The 14,754-nt window shown below is 45.6% G+C and carries 24 protein-coding genes; 21 read left to right on the top strand and 3 right to left on the bottom strand.

Annotation, left to right across the window (positions count from 1 at the left end; genetic code table 11):
• Positions 1 to 579: 579 nt before the first annotated feature.
• Together AACT19_RS22530 and AACT19_RS22525 are read left to right on the top strand one after the other, a co-directional pair.
• Positions 580 to 975 carry a hypothetical protein gene (locus AACT19_RS22530; protein ID WP_242658970.1) on the top strand — a complete coding sequence of 132 codons (396 nt, stop codon included), beginning with the start codon at positions 580 to 582 and terminating at the stop codon, positions 973 to 975.
• Positions 972 to 2,246 (top strand): DUF6575 domain-containing protein, encoded by a 1,275-nt coding sequence (locus AACT19_RS22525; protein WP_076648877.1) that lies wholly within the window; start codon positions 972 to 974, stop codon positions 2,244 to 2,246. Before AACT19_RS22530 ends, AACT19_RS22525 begins: the two co-directional genes overlap by 4 nt.
• Here the strand turns inward: AACT19_RS22525 and AACT19_RS22520 are convergent.
• The 3 genes from AACT19_RS22520 to AACT19_RS22510 all read right to left on the bottom strand — a co-directional run bounded on the left by AACT19_RS22520 (position 2,233) and on the right by AACT19_RS22510 (position 4,375).
• Positions 2,233 to 2,937 carry a DNA-methyltransferase gene (locus tag AACT19_RS22520; RefSeq protein ID WP_076648875.1) on the bottom strand — a complete coding sequence of 235 codons (705 nt, stop codon included), beginning with the start codon at positions 2,935 to 2,937 and terminating at the stop codon, positions 2,233 to 2,235. The two genes, AACT19_RS22525 and AACT19_RS22520, sit on opposite strands and share 14 nt — an antisense overlap.
• Positions 2,938 to 3,073: 136 nt before the next feature.
• Positions 3,074 to 4,042 (bottom strand): phage integrase, encoded by a 969-nt coding sequence (locus tag AACT19_RS22515; protein WP_076648873.1) that lies wholly within the window; start codon positions 4,040 to 4,042, stop codon positions 3,074 to 3,076.
• Positions 4,043 to 4,078: 36 nt separating this feature from the next.
• The gene (locus AACT19_RS22510) at positions 4,079 to 4,375 is read right to left on the bottom strand and encodes a helix-turn-helix domain-containing protein (protein ID WP_076648871.1); all 297 of its coding nucleotides are present in this window, start codon (positions 4,373 to 4,375) and stop codon (positions 4,079 to 4,081) included.
• A 121-nt stretch (positions 4,376 to 4,496) separates the two neighbouring features.
• Here AACT19_RS22510 and AACT19_RS22505 point away from each other — a divergent pair, with 121 nt between their 5' ends.
• From AACT19_RS22505 to AACT19_RS22415, 19 genes are all read left to right on the top strand, one after another.
• Entirely contained in the window at positions 4,497 to 4,712 is a 216-nt protein-coding gene (locus AACT19_RS22505) for a hypothetical protein (protein ID WP_017084672.1), read from the top strand.
• 198 nt (positions 4,713 to 4,910) lie between these two features.
• The gene (locus tag AACT19_RS22500) at positions 4,911 to 5,180 is read left to right on the top strand and encodes a hypothetical protein (protein WP_076648869.1); all 270 of its coding nucleotides are present in this window, start codon (positions 4,911 to 4,913) and stop codon (positions 5,178 to 5,180) included.
• Positions 5,177 to 5,425 (top strand): hypothetical protein, encoded by a 249-nt coding sequence (locus AACT19_RS22495; protein WP_076648867.1) that lies wholly within the window; start codon positions 5,177 to 5,179, stop codon positions 5,423 to 5,425. Before AACT19_RS22500 ends, AACT19_RS22495 begins: the two co-directional genes overlap by 4 nt.
• Positions 5,426 to 5,430: 5 nt before the next feature.
• The gene (locus tag AACT19_RS22490; RefSeq protein WP_057623101.1) at positions 5,431 to 5,694 is read left to right on the top strand and encodes a hypothetical protein; all 264 of its coding nucleotides are present in this window, start codon (positions 5,431 to 5,433) and stop codon (positions 5,692 to 5,694) included.
• A 9-nt stretch (positions 5,695 to 5,703) separates the two neighbouring features.
• Positions 5,704 to 7,557, top strand: a complete 1,854-nt coding sequence (locus tag AACT19_RS22485) for a replication endonuclease (protein ID WP_076648865.1) — start codon at positions 5,704 to 5,706, stop codon at positions 7,555 to 7,557.
• Between the two features lie 66 nt (positions 7,558 to 7,623).
• Positions 7,624 to 7,941 carry a hypothetical protein gene (locus tag AACT19_RS22480; RefSeq protein WP_076648863.1) on the top strand — a complete coding sequence of 106 codons (318 nt, stop codon included), beginning with the start codon at positions 7,624 to 7,626 and terminating at the stop codon, positions 7,939 to 7,941.
• Complete coding sequence (locus AACT19_RS22475) at positions 7,934 to 8,494, top strand: hypothetical protein (RefSeq protein ID WP_017081719.1); 561 nt, start codon at positions 7,934 to 7,936, stop codon at positions 8,492 to 8,494. The genes AACT19_RS22480 and AACT19_RS22475 overlap by 8 nt, the downstream gene beginning before the upstream one ends.
• Positions 8,478 to 8,945, top strand: a complete 468-nt coding sequence (locus AACT19_RS22470) for a hypothetical protein (RefSeq protein ID WP_048615173.1) — start codon at positions 8,478 to 8,480, stop codon at positions 8,943 to 8,945. The genes AACT19_RS22475 and AACT19_RS22470 overlap by 17 nt, the downstream gene beginning before the upstream one ends.
• Positions 8,905 to 9,669, top strand: a complete 765-nt coding sequence (locus tag AACT19_RS22465; protein WP_029225522.1) for a hypothetical protein — start codon at positions 8,905 to 8,907, stop codon at positions 9,667 to 9,669. The genes AACT19_RS22470 and AACT19_RS22465 overlap by 41 nt, the downstream gene beginning before the upstream one ends.
• A 131-nt stretch (positions 9,670 to 9,800) precedes the next feature.
• The gene (locus tag AACT19_RS22460; RefSeq protein ID WP_017081565.1) at positions 9,801 to 9,929 is read left to right on the top strand and encodes a hypothetical protein; all 129 of its coding nucleotides are present in this window, start codon (positions 9,801 to 9,803) and stop codon (positions 9,927 to 9,929) included.
• A gap of 12 nt (positions 9,930 to 9,941) precedes the next feature.
• Positions 9,942 to 10,757: a major capsid protein P2 gene (locus tag AACT19_RS22455; protein ID WP_076648861.1), complete on the top strand. Its 816-nt coding sequence runs from the start codon at positions 9,942 to 9,944 to the stop codon at positions 10,755 to 10,757.
• Between the two features lie 9 nt (positions 10,758 to 10,766).
• On the top strand, positions 10,767 to 11,039 hold the full coding sequence (locus AACT19_RS22450; RefSeq protein ID WP_017083729.1) for a hypothetical protein: 273 nt from the start codon (positions 10,767 to 10,769) through the stop codon (positions 11,037 to 11,039).
• Positions 11,040 to 11,188: 149 nt separating this feature from the next.
• On the top strand, positions 11,189 to 11,395 hold the full coding sequence (locus AACT19_RS22445; RefSeq protein ID WP_017083727.1) for a hypothetical protein: 207 nt from the start codon (positions 11,189 to 11,191) through the stop codon (positions 11,393 to 11,395).
• A complete protein-coding gene (locus AACT19_RS22440) occupies positions 11,376 to 12,332 on the top strand; it encodes a hypothetical protein (RefSeq protein ID WP_076648859.1) in 957 nt (318 codons plus the stop codon). The genes AACT19_RS22445 and AACT19_RS22440 overlap by 20 nt, the downstream gene beginning before the upstream one ends.
• On the top strand, positions 12,329 to 13,141 hold the full coding sequence (locus tag AACT19_RS22435) for a hypothetical protein (RefSeq protein WP_076648857.1): 813 nt from the start codon (positions 12,329 to 12,331) through the stop codon (positions 13,139 to 13,141). The genes AACT19_RS22440 and AACT19_RS22435 overlap by 4 nt, the downstream gene beginning before the upstream one ends.
• Positions 13,138 to 13,563, top strand: coding sequence for a hypothetical protein (locus AACT19_RS22430; protein ID WP_017084815.1), 426 nt, complete (start codon positions 13,138 to 13,140; stop codon positions 13,561 to 13,563). Before AACT19_RS22435 ends, AACT19_RS22430 begins: the two co-directional genes overlap by 4 nt.
• Positions 13,547 to 13,882, top strand: coding sequence for a hypothetical protein (locus tag AACT19_RS22425; RefSeq protein ID WP_076648855.1), 336 nt, complete (start codon positions 13,547 to 13,549; stop codon positions 13,880 to 13,882). The genes AACT19_RS22430 and AACT19_RS22425 overlap by 17 nt, the downstream gene beginning before the upstream one ends.
• Positions 13,883 to 13,941: 59 nt before the next feature.
• Positions 13,942 to 14,370, top strand: coding sequence for a M15 family metallopeptidase (locus AACT19_RS22420; protein WP_017083722.1), 429 nt, complete (start codon positions 13,942 to 13,944; stop codon positions 14,368 to 14,370).
• A partial coding sequence (locus AACT19_RS22415) for a hypothetical protein (protein WP_076648853.1) occupies positions 14,367 to 14,754 on the top strand: 388 nt, incomplete at its 3' end. The genes AACT19_RS22420 and AACT19_RS22415, both read left to right, overlap by 4 nt.

The following is a 14,754-nucleotide window of genomic DNA, read 5'->3' as shown; positions in this document are numbered from 1 at the left end:
TTAATGGAATTGGTATAAAAAACAGAACTTCTGCTGAGGCATTGATATGGCAGGGTGGAGGTTTCGACTCCCAACACGCGCTATTTTGGTAAGTCGGAGAATCCGCTGCTTTGCTAATGGCGTATATTAGATTCAGAAAGCAAAAAGGCTCTAGCATTTCTGCTAGAGCCTTAAATATGGCAGGGGTGGAGAGATTCGAACTCCCAACACGCGGATTTGGAATTCTACAAAACCAACTATAAAAACAGCATGTTAGAGTAATTAAAAAATCAAACGACTAGTATTTCCGTCTATTTCAGTATTTTATATAAAACGGCACTTCCATCCCTTTAGCTCAAGTGAGTCAACTAAATAAATTTTTTGCCATTTCATAATCAGCTCAAGAACAAAAACTCAACTAGTTTAATGAAGAGCCACTAGTGACAACGAATAAATGTTGGCAAATTTTATACCATTCAGTTATTTGAAGTAGATCATTGAAACAAACAGAGTACGACTAAACTTGTTGAATATAAGTACGGTCTATCTTAGTATGCACGCCATATAAATATAAATAATTCTTGTTAATGGCTAGGTATTATGAGCGACAAAAACTGGGATGCTGATTATCCGACACATCTTACTATTCCACCAGAAAATGCAATAAAAATTGACGCATTTCTTTTTAGGTTGGTACATAAAAGTAATCCCGATGCACTAGATTTCCTAGCTAGCTTTAAAGATCCTAGTCAAAAACATCTATCAAAAAAACCATTCTTTAGAAATAACCCTGGCTTTTACGCGACCTCGTTTTTTGATACACGTGCTAGTATTGAAGAACTAGTAGAAGAAAGCCCAGAACGTTTCAAAGGGCAAATGATCGCGGAAGGTAAAGTAAAACCAGAACATGGAAAAGGTAAATCATCAAAGAAAAGTAGTCATGTATCTATCTGGTTTTACGATGGAGTCTATCCTAAAGGGTTTAAGGTAATATGAGTACTAAAAGTGACTTGCTTTTCTTAAAAAGTAATAGATGTGGTTCATTATACTACCATAATGTATATAGCTATTATGATGGTCCAATAATTTTCACAGCATTGAATGAGTACGACCAATTATTTTTCTGCTATAGCTTAGGAACTGATGACGCATCGGATCGATGGCTAGTTGTTCCTACATCTCAAGACAAGATAAATAGCCTTGAACAGAAAGATATACCTATCATCAAAATGATTAAACCATCAGCTCTGGCGAAAGTTCTTCTAGTTAAAATAGACCTTGATGACTTTGAAGTTTCAGAAGAATTTGTTGTAGCGAAAAAGCTTCCCTACAAACTCCCAAAAGAAACTGTATTTATTAGAGAAAACATTAATTATGACGGAAAACGAAGACATTCACATCGTATAAGAATTGCTAAAAATAATTCAAAACATGATATCGTCTCGGAGACCCTTAATAAGGTTTCAGAAGTATTTGGAGAGTTCTGTCGCCATTACCTGAACAAACATGATATTTCCGTCTCTTTCTACCCTCGGGATGCAGTGAAAGGCTCTTTCGTTTATAGAGTAAAAACAACCACAAAAGATTCTGAATCATTCGAAACTAAAGGTTATGAGCTTTTATCAAAAATTTCATCCCATCAAGATTTTCTGGATAGTTTAGAACAACAAGAAATAGATTTAAGATTAGTTCGAAAACTATTTGATTTAATTGGAACTAATAATATTGAAATTCAATTTATTGATGAAAGTTCTACGCAAACTATTTTGGACTTAAGCCCGAGCTATGTTGATGGGCTTCTTCCAGCCATAGATGAAAAATTAGGGTCTTACCTTGATAGTACTATGGTTCCACAAGCTGACAATTTAAGTAGAATCAAACTCTATCTAAATATTGTTAGTAGCGGACGAGTTGTTACTGCGGATGAATTAGATGTCGACCCTAGACAAGTTAGTTACTACCGAGACGCATGTAAAACGCTATCATTAATTCATGAATATTCTTCTCTGACTCCTTTAGGGTTAAAAGTTGCAGAGTCTAAGGATGAAAATGAGTGGCTCAAAATAATCCAAAGACAATTTGAAGAATCTGATTGTGGTTATCTTTGGATGTTGGATCAACAAGTCAAGTCAACACTCAATATAGATGAAAACACTGCAGCCCAATTCCTCATTGAGAACTGTAACGGCTTAAGTGAGAGTACGAGCCGACGTAGAGCTCAGACATTAAAATCTTGGGTAATTAAATTCAAAACTATTGACGTGTAGCAATTATCCTTGATTTAGTCAGCTCAACCGCTTCGCTGTTTAAATCATTGCCTCGGAAAATGCGATTGTGCAGTTCCGAGGCCTGCCCTACAAAACCAGCTCCACAAAACGGGTCAATAACTAATTCATTTTCTGAAGTACTTTGAAGTATTAACGTCTCTGCAAGCTTGACTGGTTTTTCCGTTGGATACCCTCGCCAAACTCTTTTTTCTGTTAATACATCTGGAATAGAAAGATCATTTAATTTCCGTTTACCCTTTTCAAAAAATAAAATAAATTCATACCTAGCTCGATAATGGTAGCCCATGCCAATTGCCACCTTATCCCAGACTATTGGTTTCCAAAATTTAAATCCAGCCTTCTCCGCAATAGGTTTAACAATAAACATCGTCTCTTGATCACAGAACAAATAAAAATGACTATTCTTTTTCAATATTCGATAAACTTCCTCAAGTAGCTCTTCAAATCGACTATTAGGAAAAATACTAAACCATTTATTACTCGAGGATTTACTATTTTTTAGACGTGTGGTGGTACCGATTTTTCGATGCTTTTCAAGTGACTCATATGGAGGATCTGTGATAACTAAATTCACAGAGTTACTGGGAATAGTTCTCAACCAACTAATAGCATCCAAGTTTGAAACATCTGGTTCATTTTTAAGGAGAGTTGCATTACTGTCACTAGACATATTTATTCCACTATATTTATTTATACGGTCAAGTATGACACTTGATTAACATAAAATCACTACGTGATTAAGGCTGAAAGAATTGAAAGTTGACGTTTCTCAATGATCTTTCTCTACTTTAAATTAACCAACGTTCTCACTTAGTATTTCTATTTTGATGTTGATTTAAAGGGTTCAGAATTAATGTCTCTTCTAAGTGTTCAGGAGCCAAATGTGCATAACGCATAGTTGTCGTAATTTCACTATGGCCAAGTACATCTCTTAGCTTCACAATATTGCCGCCGTTCATCACATAATGGCTCGCAAAGGTATGACGTAGAACGTGAGTCATTTGTCCTTTAGGTAAGTCAAGATTTGCTTCTGAAACCGCCTTTCGAAAGGTCGACAGGCTCTTCAAAAACATTCTCTCGTCACTGATAGGCTCAAGAGTTGTGAGCTCTTCATAAAGCGTTTGATTGATTGGCACCGTACGATTCTTGGATGATTTGGTATTCAAAAACGTGATCTGATTGTTTTTGATTTGTGAAGGCTTTAAACTTTCCGCCTCCCCCCACCGAGCACCCGTGGCTAAACAAATCTTCACGATAAAGCTCAAAGACTGGTTGCTGAACGTTTGACAGGATTCCAATAGCCTTGCGATCTCATCATGAGCCAAATACCTCAACTCTTTTTCACGCTCTTTGAACTGACGAATTTTAATCAGCGGATTCTCAAACTCAATCACCCCTAACCTCTCCAACTCGTTAAACATCGCCCTAAGATAGGCATGCTCTCGGTTGATCGTGGTCGTCGTCACTTCAATACTTCGTTGCTCTCGATAGTGCGCAAAATCTTTACTGGTGAAATCACTCGCAATAGGGTTACCCAAACGCTCTGATATTCGATAAAGACTCTTCCTCAGCCGAATGTGATCGCGTAGCGTCTTACCGTGCATTCGATACCAAAGCGTGATCAATTCATCCAGCGTTCGAAAGTCTTTCCCTGCACATTCCCGCTCAAGTTTTAAGGCCAACCGCTTATCAAGTTGCATGGCCTTTCGCTCACTATCAAACACCTGATTAGGGGCCAGACTTGAATAATAATTCGCATTCTTCTTTAAAATCATTCTTCCCCCATCGATAGTATTTAAGCAAGCAAACCGTTAGGCAAGCTTCTTGTTTTTGGTTGTTTTTTCGACAATTCCGAGCTCTGATAGTATAGAGAAGTCGGGACTAATCTGGCCCGACTCAGGGAGAACTTCATCGGTCATCAACCAATAGGTATATTTTTTGAAGCGCTCATGCTTTGTGATCTTCATCAAAAAATCACCTTTTGGTTCTCTTCTTTCTTGTTCGTAATTTCGCTGAGCTCCTACTGATATATCAATAAGTTGTGACATTTCTTCCTGACTTAACCTCTCCGCAATTCGTATCGCTTTGATTTTTTTTCCTAATTCCACACTTGACCCCACTACTACATATGACGTAGCTTAAATACCAACTACTACAAACGACGCAGCAGAATAAGTAACTCTATTTCCGTGTATTTCACGAAAATCATCAAACCTACGAGGATATCACATGCCAATGCTGCCCGCGTTATTCATGTCTGTGCCGTTATTTGCACGTTCTCACGGAATGAGTGAAAGACAGGTTCTCGATCGTCTTGATAACGCTGATTTACCCGAAGTGGAAAAAGAACTCGATGCAGGGAAGCGGTATGTCGACCTCGTCGAACTCGCGGCTCGTATGGAAGCGGGACAATTCAAACTGTCGATATTGAGGAAGAAATCATGATCCCTCTCATCCAAATCTTCTCAAACCAAAAATGCCTACCGGTGGAAGTGGTGCCAGCCAATGAGCACTCTTCGAATTTCTCGCACGCCGTGTCAGAAATGGAAGACCGAGCCGGTCACCCTGCGTCCTTCATAGCCACCAACCTTGCCATCATCCCGCTTGAGGGTGATTTGCGCATAGTCGTACAAGGATAAGCCCATGACTCACGCCGACGTCACTCAACACCTTTACCGCTTTTGGGTAGAGGCGTATCACCAAGATATGCACTGCTTAAAAGAAAGCACCCCTTCAAGCTTGGTGTCTCAAGCGCAATCTGAGCTCATTCATGAATCGATTCTTGATCGTTTGCATGAAGTTCGCGTCTACGCCGAAACCAGCGGCGAACACCGCTTAGCTCAATCCATCGATGACGCTTGCACAAAGATGTACTTGTTCAACGAAGCACCCAGCAAGAAGTTAGCCCAATGAAAGTCCAAACCGAAAACAACCTTGTCTATGACAGCAATCACCCAAAATGCCAGATCCACTTTGCCCGAACCCACGGCCGCGGATTTGCGTTCATTCAATGCCTCGATACCGGCTTAGACGGCAAAACAGAAAGAGTAAAGCGTTACTGGGGGTTCTATGCCGACTCTCTGAATGACAAAGAGAATGAAGCGGATATTTATCGCATCATGAATTCAGGCAGTCCGTGGCCTGACTTACCAGAGTAAGGCTCATGGGAAATGTGTCTTACCAAGAGGCCGTGTCCAGTGTTGACCTACCTATCACTGACCCTATCCACAAGCCCTGCCCCGACATGGAAGGGCTCAAAGACTTTGACCCAGAAAAAACCGAGAGAGCGCGTTTCTTAATATCGAAGCTAAGAGAAAAGCACGGCATTAAAAAGCGCGTTAAACCGACGCCTAAACCCTTGAATTACACCTGCACCGAACGAGGTTGTATCGAGCCTTGGGGAACAGTGAGTAAAGGAAAAAATTAAGGTTGGACTATGAGTACCTACAAACGATTCCATCAACCCAACATCACTCTGTCGTTAAGTCAGTATGTCTCCAATCTCACGGCGCACCTGCCGGTGATGATGCGTCAAGATCTAGAACTTAAACTAGGGCTGAGGAAAAAGCGCAGCAATCCGACCGACCATAACCTCGCCTTATTCATCACCGAACGCGTGAGCTTTGTGGATAACGTCGTCCACCACTTTACCCAAAAATTCCCGTTTGGTTTCATAAGCCATGAGCCCAAACCGCTCGAACTGACTCACGACATATTGATGAGCGATGATGCGCTTAAAAATTTCGCCATTCAACTCACCGTGGCCTTTGTCGATATCATCAATGATATTGCCGTGACAGACGCTGATGACATTCCCGAAAGCCCCACGGATTACTACCACGCCCTGCATTATGCCTTTGAACAAATCCGAGACTTGATGCTCAAGGTCTTCATTGAGCCTCCGAGTGCCGACACTCGTGATATCGGTCAAACACTCACGGTTCGTGACGCTGAAATCCTTTTAGAGTGCGCGATTCGTCGTTGTATTGATCCTAAAAACTTAGTGCGTAAATTCAAACGCCTTCGCAAGCGCTACATTGAACACGCTCAAGTCACCCTTGGCAATGTCGGAGAACAACCCAGTCAACATCGCTATGTGTCGCGCCTGACTCTCTCCAACTTCAAGCAGCAATTACGCGAGTCCGAAGCCTTCATGAAAAGTATGGTGGTCATCAACCACGACACCCTGCAAGAGTTCAATCTCGATGAGGTGGCCTCTCGCACGACAACGAACCTTGAAAACCGCCGCGTTGAATTGGTGGTTCGCAGTCGCGGGGATGAAGAGCGGGCCATCGATATGGGATTTGAAGGGGTCTTCATCAATTGGACGTTGCCCTCAAAGTATCACCGTAATTCACCTAAGTGGAACGGCTGCACCGTCAAAGAAGCGCATCAAAGCCTGATGGAGCAATGGAGGCTCGCCCGCGCCCACTTCGCCAAACAAGACATTCCTTGGTTTGGCCTACGGGTGGCTGAGCCCCACAAAGACGGCACGCCTCACTTGCATGCCTTTGTCTATTGCCCTGCAGAATACAAAGCCGAGCTCATGCGCATTTGTGCGAAGATTGCCCGAAGTGAAGATGGCGACGAGCTCTACAACAAAAAGAAACGCAAAGCCCGTTTTCACGCGAAACCTTGCAACCCTAAGAAAGGTAGCGCTACTGGCTACATCATCAAATACATCTCCAAAAACATTAACGGCGCACACCTGCCCAAAGGCGCCGCGGAAGAAACTGCAGTCTCGGTCAGAGCGTGGGCCAGCGCTTGGGGCATTAAGCAGTTTTCACAATCGGGCTCTCCTGCCGTGGGTCTGTGGCGACAACTCAGACGCGCGAACAAAGCCGATGTGGCGATTGATGAAGCGTTAATCGACCTGCATGAGCATGCGGATAAATCACGCTGGAAAGAGTTTACCCAGCACATTGGGGATTTACGCCTCGCTCATGAAACGCAGATTAACCAGTACGGCGAAACCACCAAACGGGTGATCGGGTTGGAATGGTTAGGTCACGTGATCGAGACCTGCCGCGAGCACTTTTCAGTGGTGGCGAAGTGCGATGTGGACGCGTGGAAAAAAGCGCGGAGCGCTGTCCCTTGGAGCACTGAAAATAAGTGTAACCCACCTCCGAAAATGGAGATATCCCCGCTCGAAAAAGCCTTAATGGACGTGACCGGATGGAGCGTAAAAGGGGTTCAATGCTTGCTTAAACCGCTGTCGATGGGGGCGAAAATCCCCATTGATAAGCACACCACTCTCAGCCTGATAAATGGAAGACTGGGAGTGACTTAACCCACGCCAACGATGTGAATCAGGGGCCTTTTATCCAATACCAACGTCGAGAGACAGGGGAAGACAATGAAAAGACTATCGCTTGAGGAGTGTCAACGAGATTTATCCGCCCTCGATGCGGCTGATAAGCTGACCGCCAGCCTAAAAGTGGAAATTGACCGTTTTAAAGAAATGGACACCGGCGCACTCATGAAAAAAGCCATGGGAATGTTGATGAGTGGCAACCTTTCACTGGAGGCGTTAGGCCTTCCCGTTAACTTGTTTGAGCAGCTTGAGCACCTCGACAAGCTCAATGGGGTGGCTCGCCTGAAATACCGTGCAGTGGTAGAGGTTCAAAAGCAGCAGCTTGATGAGATGGAAAGTGCAGAGGTGGATCATGGCTGAACATAAAAACCCAATCCGTGGGTATCTCTCTTGCCCAGTTTGTCAGTCGGTCGCCAGCGCTCATCAAGTGGGTGAAGGGAAACTGATTGCTACAGGGGAGCCGCCTAAAAACAGCCGCAACATTGGGTTGATGTATTACCGTTGCCCAAAGTGCGGTAACAGCTCACATAGCCATGAAGTGACCAAGTTCATTAAAGCGAATCTTGTCGCTGACTCAACCGAACTTCAACCGACAGTCACCGATAAACTGTCGGTGGTTGATCCGGTTTTGATAACCGAACCTAACCGAACAGAGGTAACCGAACTAACCGAGGGGTTAACCGAACCGGAAGAAACACAAGAAACCAGTAAAGACGCGGTTTCCAACCGAGCGGTAACCGAAACGGGCAGCGATGAAGAAACAGAAAAAAACCAAGGCAAGTTTTCCTTTAAACGAGTCGTAGCAGCGTTGGTGTCGGTTATCTTCCTCATCTGGGCATTTTCTCAACTGCTACCTAAACCGAAAGCCCCAACCGAACCAACGCAAGGGGGTGAGCATGGAGCAAACGAATGAAGTCTTGTTGAATGAGTCAGCGGCGGTGGATGATTGGGGGGATTTTGGCGCGGTCATTGATCAGCTTGAACAGCAAGAGCAAACCGAAAGCGAACCAGTTAGCCTAACCGGCTCAACCGAAACGGTAACCGAAGATAAAACCGAAGCCATGGCGGGATTACTGGATATTGTGTTCGCTTTGACCGAACAAGCCACGTCCATGATTTCAGGGGTTGAGTTTGAATTCGACGGTAAAGGGAAACAAGCCGTTATCGATGCCGCGCAGCCGGTCTTTGCCAAACATGGCTCAACCTTGATGGGGGTGTTTGGGGACTACATCGAAGAGGCGACGCTACTGCTTGCGGTTTTGGGCTTGATCTACGCGTCCAAACAACAAATGGCTGCCTTGATGCAAGCCAAGGAGACCGAAAGTGAACAAACCCAAACCCCTAGCCCTACCGAATCCCGTTAATGCTAACCCGTCCTTTGATGCCGAGCACACCCTTTATGTGGCGGGAACGGGAGGGGGGAAAACCTCAGCGGTTAAGCATTTGGGGTTAATCCCGAAAACCGCACAAGCGGTCTTTTTTGACCCCTACACCAACTACGCGGGAAATAAGTTTCAAGGGCAAATGTGCCACGGTACCTCATCACGCTTAATCTTTGTGAAATCGCTGGTGATGGCGCGTCGTCGTGGCGGCTCGTTTAAGTTGGCGTACATTCCAGCCAATGGGGCAACCGGTGGAGAGTTGGAATTTTTCGCGTCGGTGGTGTGGTCGGTAGGGAACGGCCGCGCTAGCCGGCTCTATACGGTGATTGAAGAGTTAGCCTCCTGCGTAGAAACCTCTGGCAAACTTCGAGGTCGTGCGGGTGAGCTGTTGCGTGGCGGGCGTCAGTATGGCCTTGTGGTGCACTCCATATTTCAACGAGGTCAAGAGGTCCCGAAAACCGTGACCGAGCAATCCAGTGTTTGGTGGGTGGGCGCAGTTAATTCTCTGAGTGATGCTCAATGGATCGCGGATAAACGCGGGTTGGATGTGAATACTATTGCGACGTTGAAATCCGCTAAGGTCAACAAGCAACGTATCGGGAAACCGATCGCGGAATACCTCTTGATCCGTGATGGTATTGGTAATATTGAGCATAAGGCGTTGAACTGTCAGTCAGGCTCAACACTCAATTTGAACTACCGGTAACCGCCCTTTTTAACCTATAGGTTACCCATCTAACCTATAGGTAACGCTTCCTTTCTTTTTCAACCTTTTTCCTCTTTGATAAACACTTCATTTGATTATTCAAGATCCAACGTCGAGAGACAGGGGAGTGTATGAAAGCTCAGCATAAAAACATCTTGATTGCTGTTGTCCTGACCTTACTGATGATTGCCATCATTAATAACGTCTCAACGTTAGAAGCAGTCAAACAACTCATCAACGGCAAACGTGGCTGGTTTTAAGGAGAGACAAACATGTCAGTAAAACCAATCAAACTGAATTCCATGGTCGGGGCCGCTTGGGGACAAAAAGGCACGCTGCCTATTCCTGTTGGGCCGACTTACCATGAGTTAGTGTTAGAGACGAATGCCGAGGCCGCCGAGATTGAACGCTTGTCTATTACGCTGAACGCAGAAGAAATCTATGTCTTAACGGGCAGTGAAACCCTGATGCTCGAACGCTATAAGCAACGTGCTCATACCACCGGCCATTACGTGATCCCATTCAGTGACATTACCGCTCGCACTAAAAATGGGGTTCGCTACACGGGGCTGGTGACAGAAGCGGGCGATAACATCCACTTGGATGTTCAGTTCAAAGCGAAAACCAGCGGTGATCCCCTGTCTATTCAGGTTCATGCTTGGGTCACCAATGCGCAACCTGCCAGAATCTTGGTTCCAATGATAAAGCGTGAAACCATGCCAGCGAACGCGGAAGGGGTAAACGAATTTACGAGCTTAGTATCGAGTCCGTTAATCAGCTTGCGTCGTGCGCACTTTATGTACGCAGGGATCACTAAGCTAGAGGTGGAACGTGACTTTGTGAAAGAGTACGAAGCCAACAAATTCATCAATGAAGCGAACGCTAAACGAAACGAACGTACCCCGCAAGCGGGTTACTTTCACTTTGATCCGATTGTGCGTGGTTTTTCTATTGATGAGCTCTTCCCTACACAACACAGCTCTAATTTGAAATTTTCAGTGACCACGAGTGACGTCGCCGGCTCAATCCCTATTTTGGTTGAATCGGTGAAAGTGGTTCGCCCTGAAATGCTCACAGGTAAATACTAAGGAGCGCGCATGAGCTTTTTTGATGACCTGTTGGAGTTTGGTGAGGGTGCACTCGATAGCGTGGGAGAAAATGCCGATTGGTTATTTGGCCACAACGCCAATTCGTCCAATCCCAACACCACGCAGCAACCGAACACCCCAGCGGTCGACAATAACGGCAATGCCGTGACGACGCCACAAGGGGGCTCTGCCGTAGTGAAAGATAACACCCTGCTTTATGTGGGCGGTGGGATAGCGGCGCTCTTGGTGGTGGTTCTTCTCATTGTTCTCTTCAAGGATTAGCGCATGCCATTACTTTTCATCGGTTTGGGCGGTCTGGGTCTAGGAACGGCACTCGGGTTTGGAGTGAGTCAGGGGCTCAAAAAAACCTTAACTGCGACTGCGGTGATGGCTTTGCTCTACCTTGCCTATAAATCGGGAGTATTTCGCTCATGCTAGGCTCATTGACTTCTTTAACGGGAGGCGGTGGTTTGACGGGCGGGTCTTCAGGACCTGCAGAGTCAGGGAACACCTCCAACACCACCAACAACAGCGGCTTTACGGCCGGCGCAATGAACTTTGGCAGTCATAACGGCATACCGTGGTGGGGAATAGCGCTCGTCGCGCTTCTTGCGCTGTATGTTTTCACTCGAAAGTAACTTAATTCCTGAAACGTGGGGAAACGCCAAGCCGAAGTTAAGTCAAGCGCTTGGGGACTACCTAAAGAAGGCTGAAATTGAAGTGAAAGCGGGGCGAGAGTCCCTCTATCGAGTCGAAGACACGTTTATGTTGCTACGCGGTGAGCAATCCCCCTCCGGCGCTAATGAGCTGGTTGTGGTCGCTTTAGCGGGTGACATGGCCATAGGGACGCTCAGTGCCCTCAATCACGGAGTGGCGCATGGGTTTGATTCGATTCGCGCCCACTTTAATCAGCGCGGCGCTTATCGCTACATTCAACGCAAATTGCAATTGCCCGTACGAGAGATTGAGACCCACAAGAATGAGCACGTATTACAAATAAGGTTTGATGACATGGGTGGACGGAGTAAATCAAAGAGCAATGCGAAAACCATCACCACGACCACCAACAAAAGCAACAGTCAGGGCATAGGTGGTGATAACAATGGCTTTGCTCTGTCAGGGATAGAAAACTCTGACATTAATTTAAGCATGACGGACCACGGCGCCATGGCGGTGGCGGGTAAGACCGCGGAAGAAGCGTTTCACTTTGGTAATAATGCCTTAGATTTGGCGTCAGAGACCGTAGATACGTCGTTTAATTTTGGTGAAAGTGCCCTCGAAGAGGCATTGAGTTTTGGTGAGAGTGCGTTAGGAACTAACGCTGACCTTAGTGAGTACGCGATAGGGGAAAACACGAACCTGAGTGAGCATGCGATTGATTCAATTAAATCCATGGCGGGTCAACAAACGGAAACCACCAAAGCCGCGATCGCCATGGCGAACGCGTCCAAAGCAAGAGAGCAAACGGGTGAGAACGAAAGCAATAATGAGCTGTTGAAAAACGTGTCTCTTATGGTCGGCATTCTTGGCACGTTAATCACCATGGCCTATTTAGTGGCGGAGCGTAATAAATGAAACAACTCCAAACCCTAAGCCCAGGCGAAAGCATTCAATTTAATGCAGGTCAGGCAGGAAAATACCTCATCATTCGTGAAGCCAGTCATTCCCTTATTCTTCGCGGAGATGCATTGCGTCCTACAGAAATCGGGCGAGGTGATACGGTGGACATCACTCGTTTTGATGAACTTGAGCTTTTTAACCACCAAACGGGATCGGTCACGGTTGAATATCAAGTGGCGGACATTCCCATCATCACCAAAGCGCAAAAAATAGATATTAATAATTCCATCGCGATCAGCGAAATTTTAACGCCCATCACCGTCAATAAAATTCAAGAGCCGCTCAAGGTCAGTGCCGTTCAAGCCGAAGTGAAGACTCGCATTCAAAACGACACACTCACTATCAGCAAAGTTCAAGAGCCACTCAAGGTCAGTGCCATTCAAGATGAAGTGAAGACGCGCATTCAAAACGACACACTCACCGTCAGTAAAGTTCAAGAGCCACTCAAGATCAGTGCCATTCAAGGTGAAGTGAAGGCGCGCATTCAAAACGACACACTCACCGTGGAGAAGCTCCCCGACCTTTACACCTTGCAAAAAGTCGACACGGGCTTGTTGGATTTAACGGGAGATGAGCAAAGCATTGTGGGAAATGAAGAGCGAAAAGGCCTCTTTATTCAAGCCAATAAAGAGAATGAGCACCCTGTCTTGGTACAAGGTTTTATTGAGGTGGTCGCCGGCGGTCATGTGCTGATTAAAAGTAATCAGGTTGTCATGCTGGAAGGGATTGAGGGTGACACGGTTCGTCTAGGTGAGTTCGTATGATTAACGTTTACAACCCATTTAATAACTCACGATTAGGCGGCGAAGGTTTATCTATTGCTGATAATCGTCAGATTTCATTTGCCCGCACAGATATTGAAAATAACATCTACAGTGTGGAATTCCCTTTGCAATCCAGTGAACTCTCCTTAGTGATATTGAAAATTGCCCCGTTAAATCCCTCTTCACTCTCATCATTTAGACATTACCTACGGTATAGCATTACGGCTCTCACCGATGACAATAGAATTTTAAGAGTACAACAAGCCACATACACGCTAGGGTTCTCAAACGCTAGAACCTCCCCAATCCACACGATTGTTGCGCCCAAAGGAACAACAAAAATAAAAGTAGAAATGGGCTCAGGGTTCGATGTTTCGGTCACTAAGCACGGTGAGGTTTCATTCAATGAAAGTACAAGTTAATCGTTTGGGACTCATTGCCTCCGTGAATGCGCCGCAGCCTAGAGAGGATTGTGAAACGCTTGATATTGAGCTAACCGACGACGTATTGAGCAACTTAGATGACTACCTTATTCAAGATGGAGAGGTGGTGCTTAATGATGCGATTGCACGGAAAAATAGGAGCTACGCTCGCCAACAGCTTGCAAAGCAATACCTCGAAGCGACCGATTTTTACTTAGTACGCCAAGTAGAAACCGGTGCGGACGTCCCCCAAGAGGTTCTCTCCAAGCGTGAGACAGCCAGAGCCTTACTCGTGACCCAGTTACCGGATTTCGAATAATGACCATTAAAAAGTTGAGTGCGCTCGTTGTGCTCTTCACTTTACTAGGAGTGTATTTCATGAACAGAAAAACCGTCGATAAAGCACTCAATCAGTTTGCGTTATCAGCAAGAAGCGAGTCTCGCATGATTGGGGTTCATGGCGATCTCAAACGCGTGGTTCGCAGGGCGATTGAGTTAACCCCGTTTGATTTTGGCATTACCTCGGGAAAGCGAACGGCCGAAGAGCAAAATGCGCTCTTCAAAAAAGGCGCTAGCCAACTCGATGGCTACAGTAAAAAAAGCCGGCACCAGTCAGGCCATGCGATTGATTTTGTGGTGTATGACGAAAACAGCAAAGTCACGTGGGGCTTTAGTTATTACGAACAAGTGAGTTGGGCGTTTAAACAAGCGGCAAAAGAGCTGAATGTGCCTATTGTCTGGGGTGGGGATTGGGTCAGCTTTAAAGATGGGCCTCATGTGGAACTCGATAAACGGGTTTACGCATGATAGGCGCCATCGCCAACCTCATCACTGGCGGCATTGATGCCTATAAGCAGCACGGCCTCAATAAAGCGAATGCCCTCAAGCGACAAGATGAGATCGAGCAAGAGCGTCACCAAGCTCAAGTGAAGCGTTTACAGTCTGGATATGAACAGGCCGCCGATTTAGATAGGGTGAGCCTCAAAGATCGCGGCCTTAAAGATGAGTTCATTCTCTTGGTGGTGTTTGTTCCTCTGATCTTGTCGTTTATCCCAGACTATGCTGAGTATGTTCAAGAAGGGTTCAAAGCGTTGGAATTTGTGCCCGAGTACTATTGGTACATAGTGGGCGCGGTGGTCATCGACACGTTTGGGTTTCGTTCTATGGTGCGTTATACCAATTCCATTAAAT

Source organism: Vibrio sp. 10N.222.47.A9, assembly GCF_963872585.1.
In the GTDB taxonomy this organism is placed as follows: Bacteria; Pseudomonadota; Gammaproteobacteria; order Enterobacterales; family Vibrionaceae; genus Vibrio; species Vibrio splendidus.
Note: the sequence above shows the minus strand (reverse complement) of the source record. Positions and strands in the feature narration are given on the sequence as shown.

Excerpts from the sequence above, each read along its gene's own strand:
- AACT19_RS22530 (WP_242658970.1), top strand. The coding sequence starts at position 580 with ATGAGCGACAAAAACTGGGATGCTGATTATCCGACACATCTTACTATT.
- AACT19_RS22525 (WP_076648877.1), top strand. The coding sequence starts at position 972 with ATGAGTACTAAAAGTGACTTGCTTTTCTTAAAAAGTAATAGATGTGGT.
- AACT19_RS22520 (WP_076648875.1), bottom strand. The coding sequence starts at position 2,937 with ATGTCTAGTGACAGTAATGCAACTCTCCTTAAAAATGAACCAGATGTT.
- AACT19_RS22515 (WP_076648873.1), bottom strand. The coding sequence starts at position 4,042 with ATGATTTTAAAGAAGAATGCGAATTATTATTCAAGTCTGGCCCCTAAT.
- AACT19_RS22505 (WP_017084672.1), top strand. The coding sequence starts at position 4,497 with ATGCCAATGCTGCCCGCGTTATTCATGTCTGTGCCGTTATTTGCACGT.
- AACT19_RS22500 (WP_076648869.1), top strand. The coding sequence starts at position 4,911 with ATGACTCACGCCGACGTCACTCAACACCTTTACCGCTTTTGGGTAGAG.
- AACT19_RS22495 (WP_076648867.1), top strand. The coding sequence starts at position 5,177 with ATGAAAGTCCAAACCGAAAACAACCTTGTCTATGACAGCAATCACCCA.
- AACT19_RS22490 (WP_057623101.1), top strand. The coding sequence starts at position 5,431 with ATGGGAAATGTGTCTTACCAAGAGGCCGTGTCCAGTGTTGACCTACCT.
- AACT19_RS22485 (WP_076648865.1), top strand. The coding sequence starts at position 5,704 with ATGAGTACCTACAAACGATTCCATCAACCCAACATCACTCTGTCGTTA.
- AACT19_RS22480 (WP_076648863.1), top strand. The coding sequence starts at position 7,624 with ATGAAAAGACTATCGCTTGAGGAGTGTCAACGAGATTTATCCGCCCTC.
- AACT19_RS22475 (WP_017081719.1), top strand. The coding sequence starts at position 7,934 with ATGGCTGAACATAAAAACCCAATCCGTGGGTATCTCTCTTGCCCAGTT.
- AACT19_RS22470 (WP_048615173.1), top strand. The coding sequence starts at position 8,478 with ATGGAGCAAACGAATGAAGTCTTGTTGAATGAGTCAGCGGCGGTGGAT.
- AACT19_RS22460 (WP_017081565.1), top strand. The coding sequence starts at position 9,801 with ATGAAAGCTCAGCATAAAAACATCTTGATTGCTGTTGTCCTGACCTTA.
- AACT19_RS22455 (WP_076648861.1), top strand. The coding sequence starts at position 9,942 with ATGTCAGTAAAACCAATCAAACTGAATTCCATGGTCGGGGCCGCTTGG.
- AACT19_RS22450 (WP_017083729.1), top strand. The coding sequence starts at position 10,767 with ATGAGCTTTTTTGATGACCTGTTGGAGTTTGGTGAGGGTGCACTCGAT.
- AACT19_RS22445 (WP_017083727.1), top strand. The coding sequence starts at position 11,189 with ATGCTAGGCTCATTGACTTCTTTAACGGGAGGCGGTGGTTTGACGGGC.
- AACT19_RS22440 (WP_076648859.1), top strand. The coding sequence starts at position 11,376 with ATGTTTTCACTCGAAAGTAACTTAATTCCTGAAACGTGGGGAAACGCC.
- AACT19_RS22435 (WP_076648857.1), top strand. The coding sequence starts at position 12,329 with ATGAAACAACTCCAAACCCTAAGCCCAGGCGAAAGCATTCAATTTAAT.
- AACT19_RS22430 (WP_017084815.1), top strand. The coding sequence starts at position 13,138 with ATGATTAACGTTTACAACCCATTTAATAACTCACGATTAGGCGGCGAA.
- AACT19_RS22425 (WP_076648855.1), top strand. The coding sequence starts at position 13,547 with ATGAAAGTACAAGTTAATCGTTTGGGACTCATTGCCTCCGTGAATGCG.
- AACT19_RS22420 (WP_017083722.1), top strand. The coding sequence starts at position 13,942 with ATGAACAGAAAAACCGTCGATAAAGCACTCAATCAGTTTGCGTTATCA.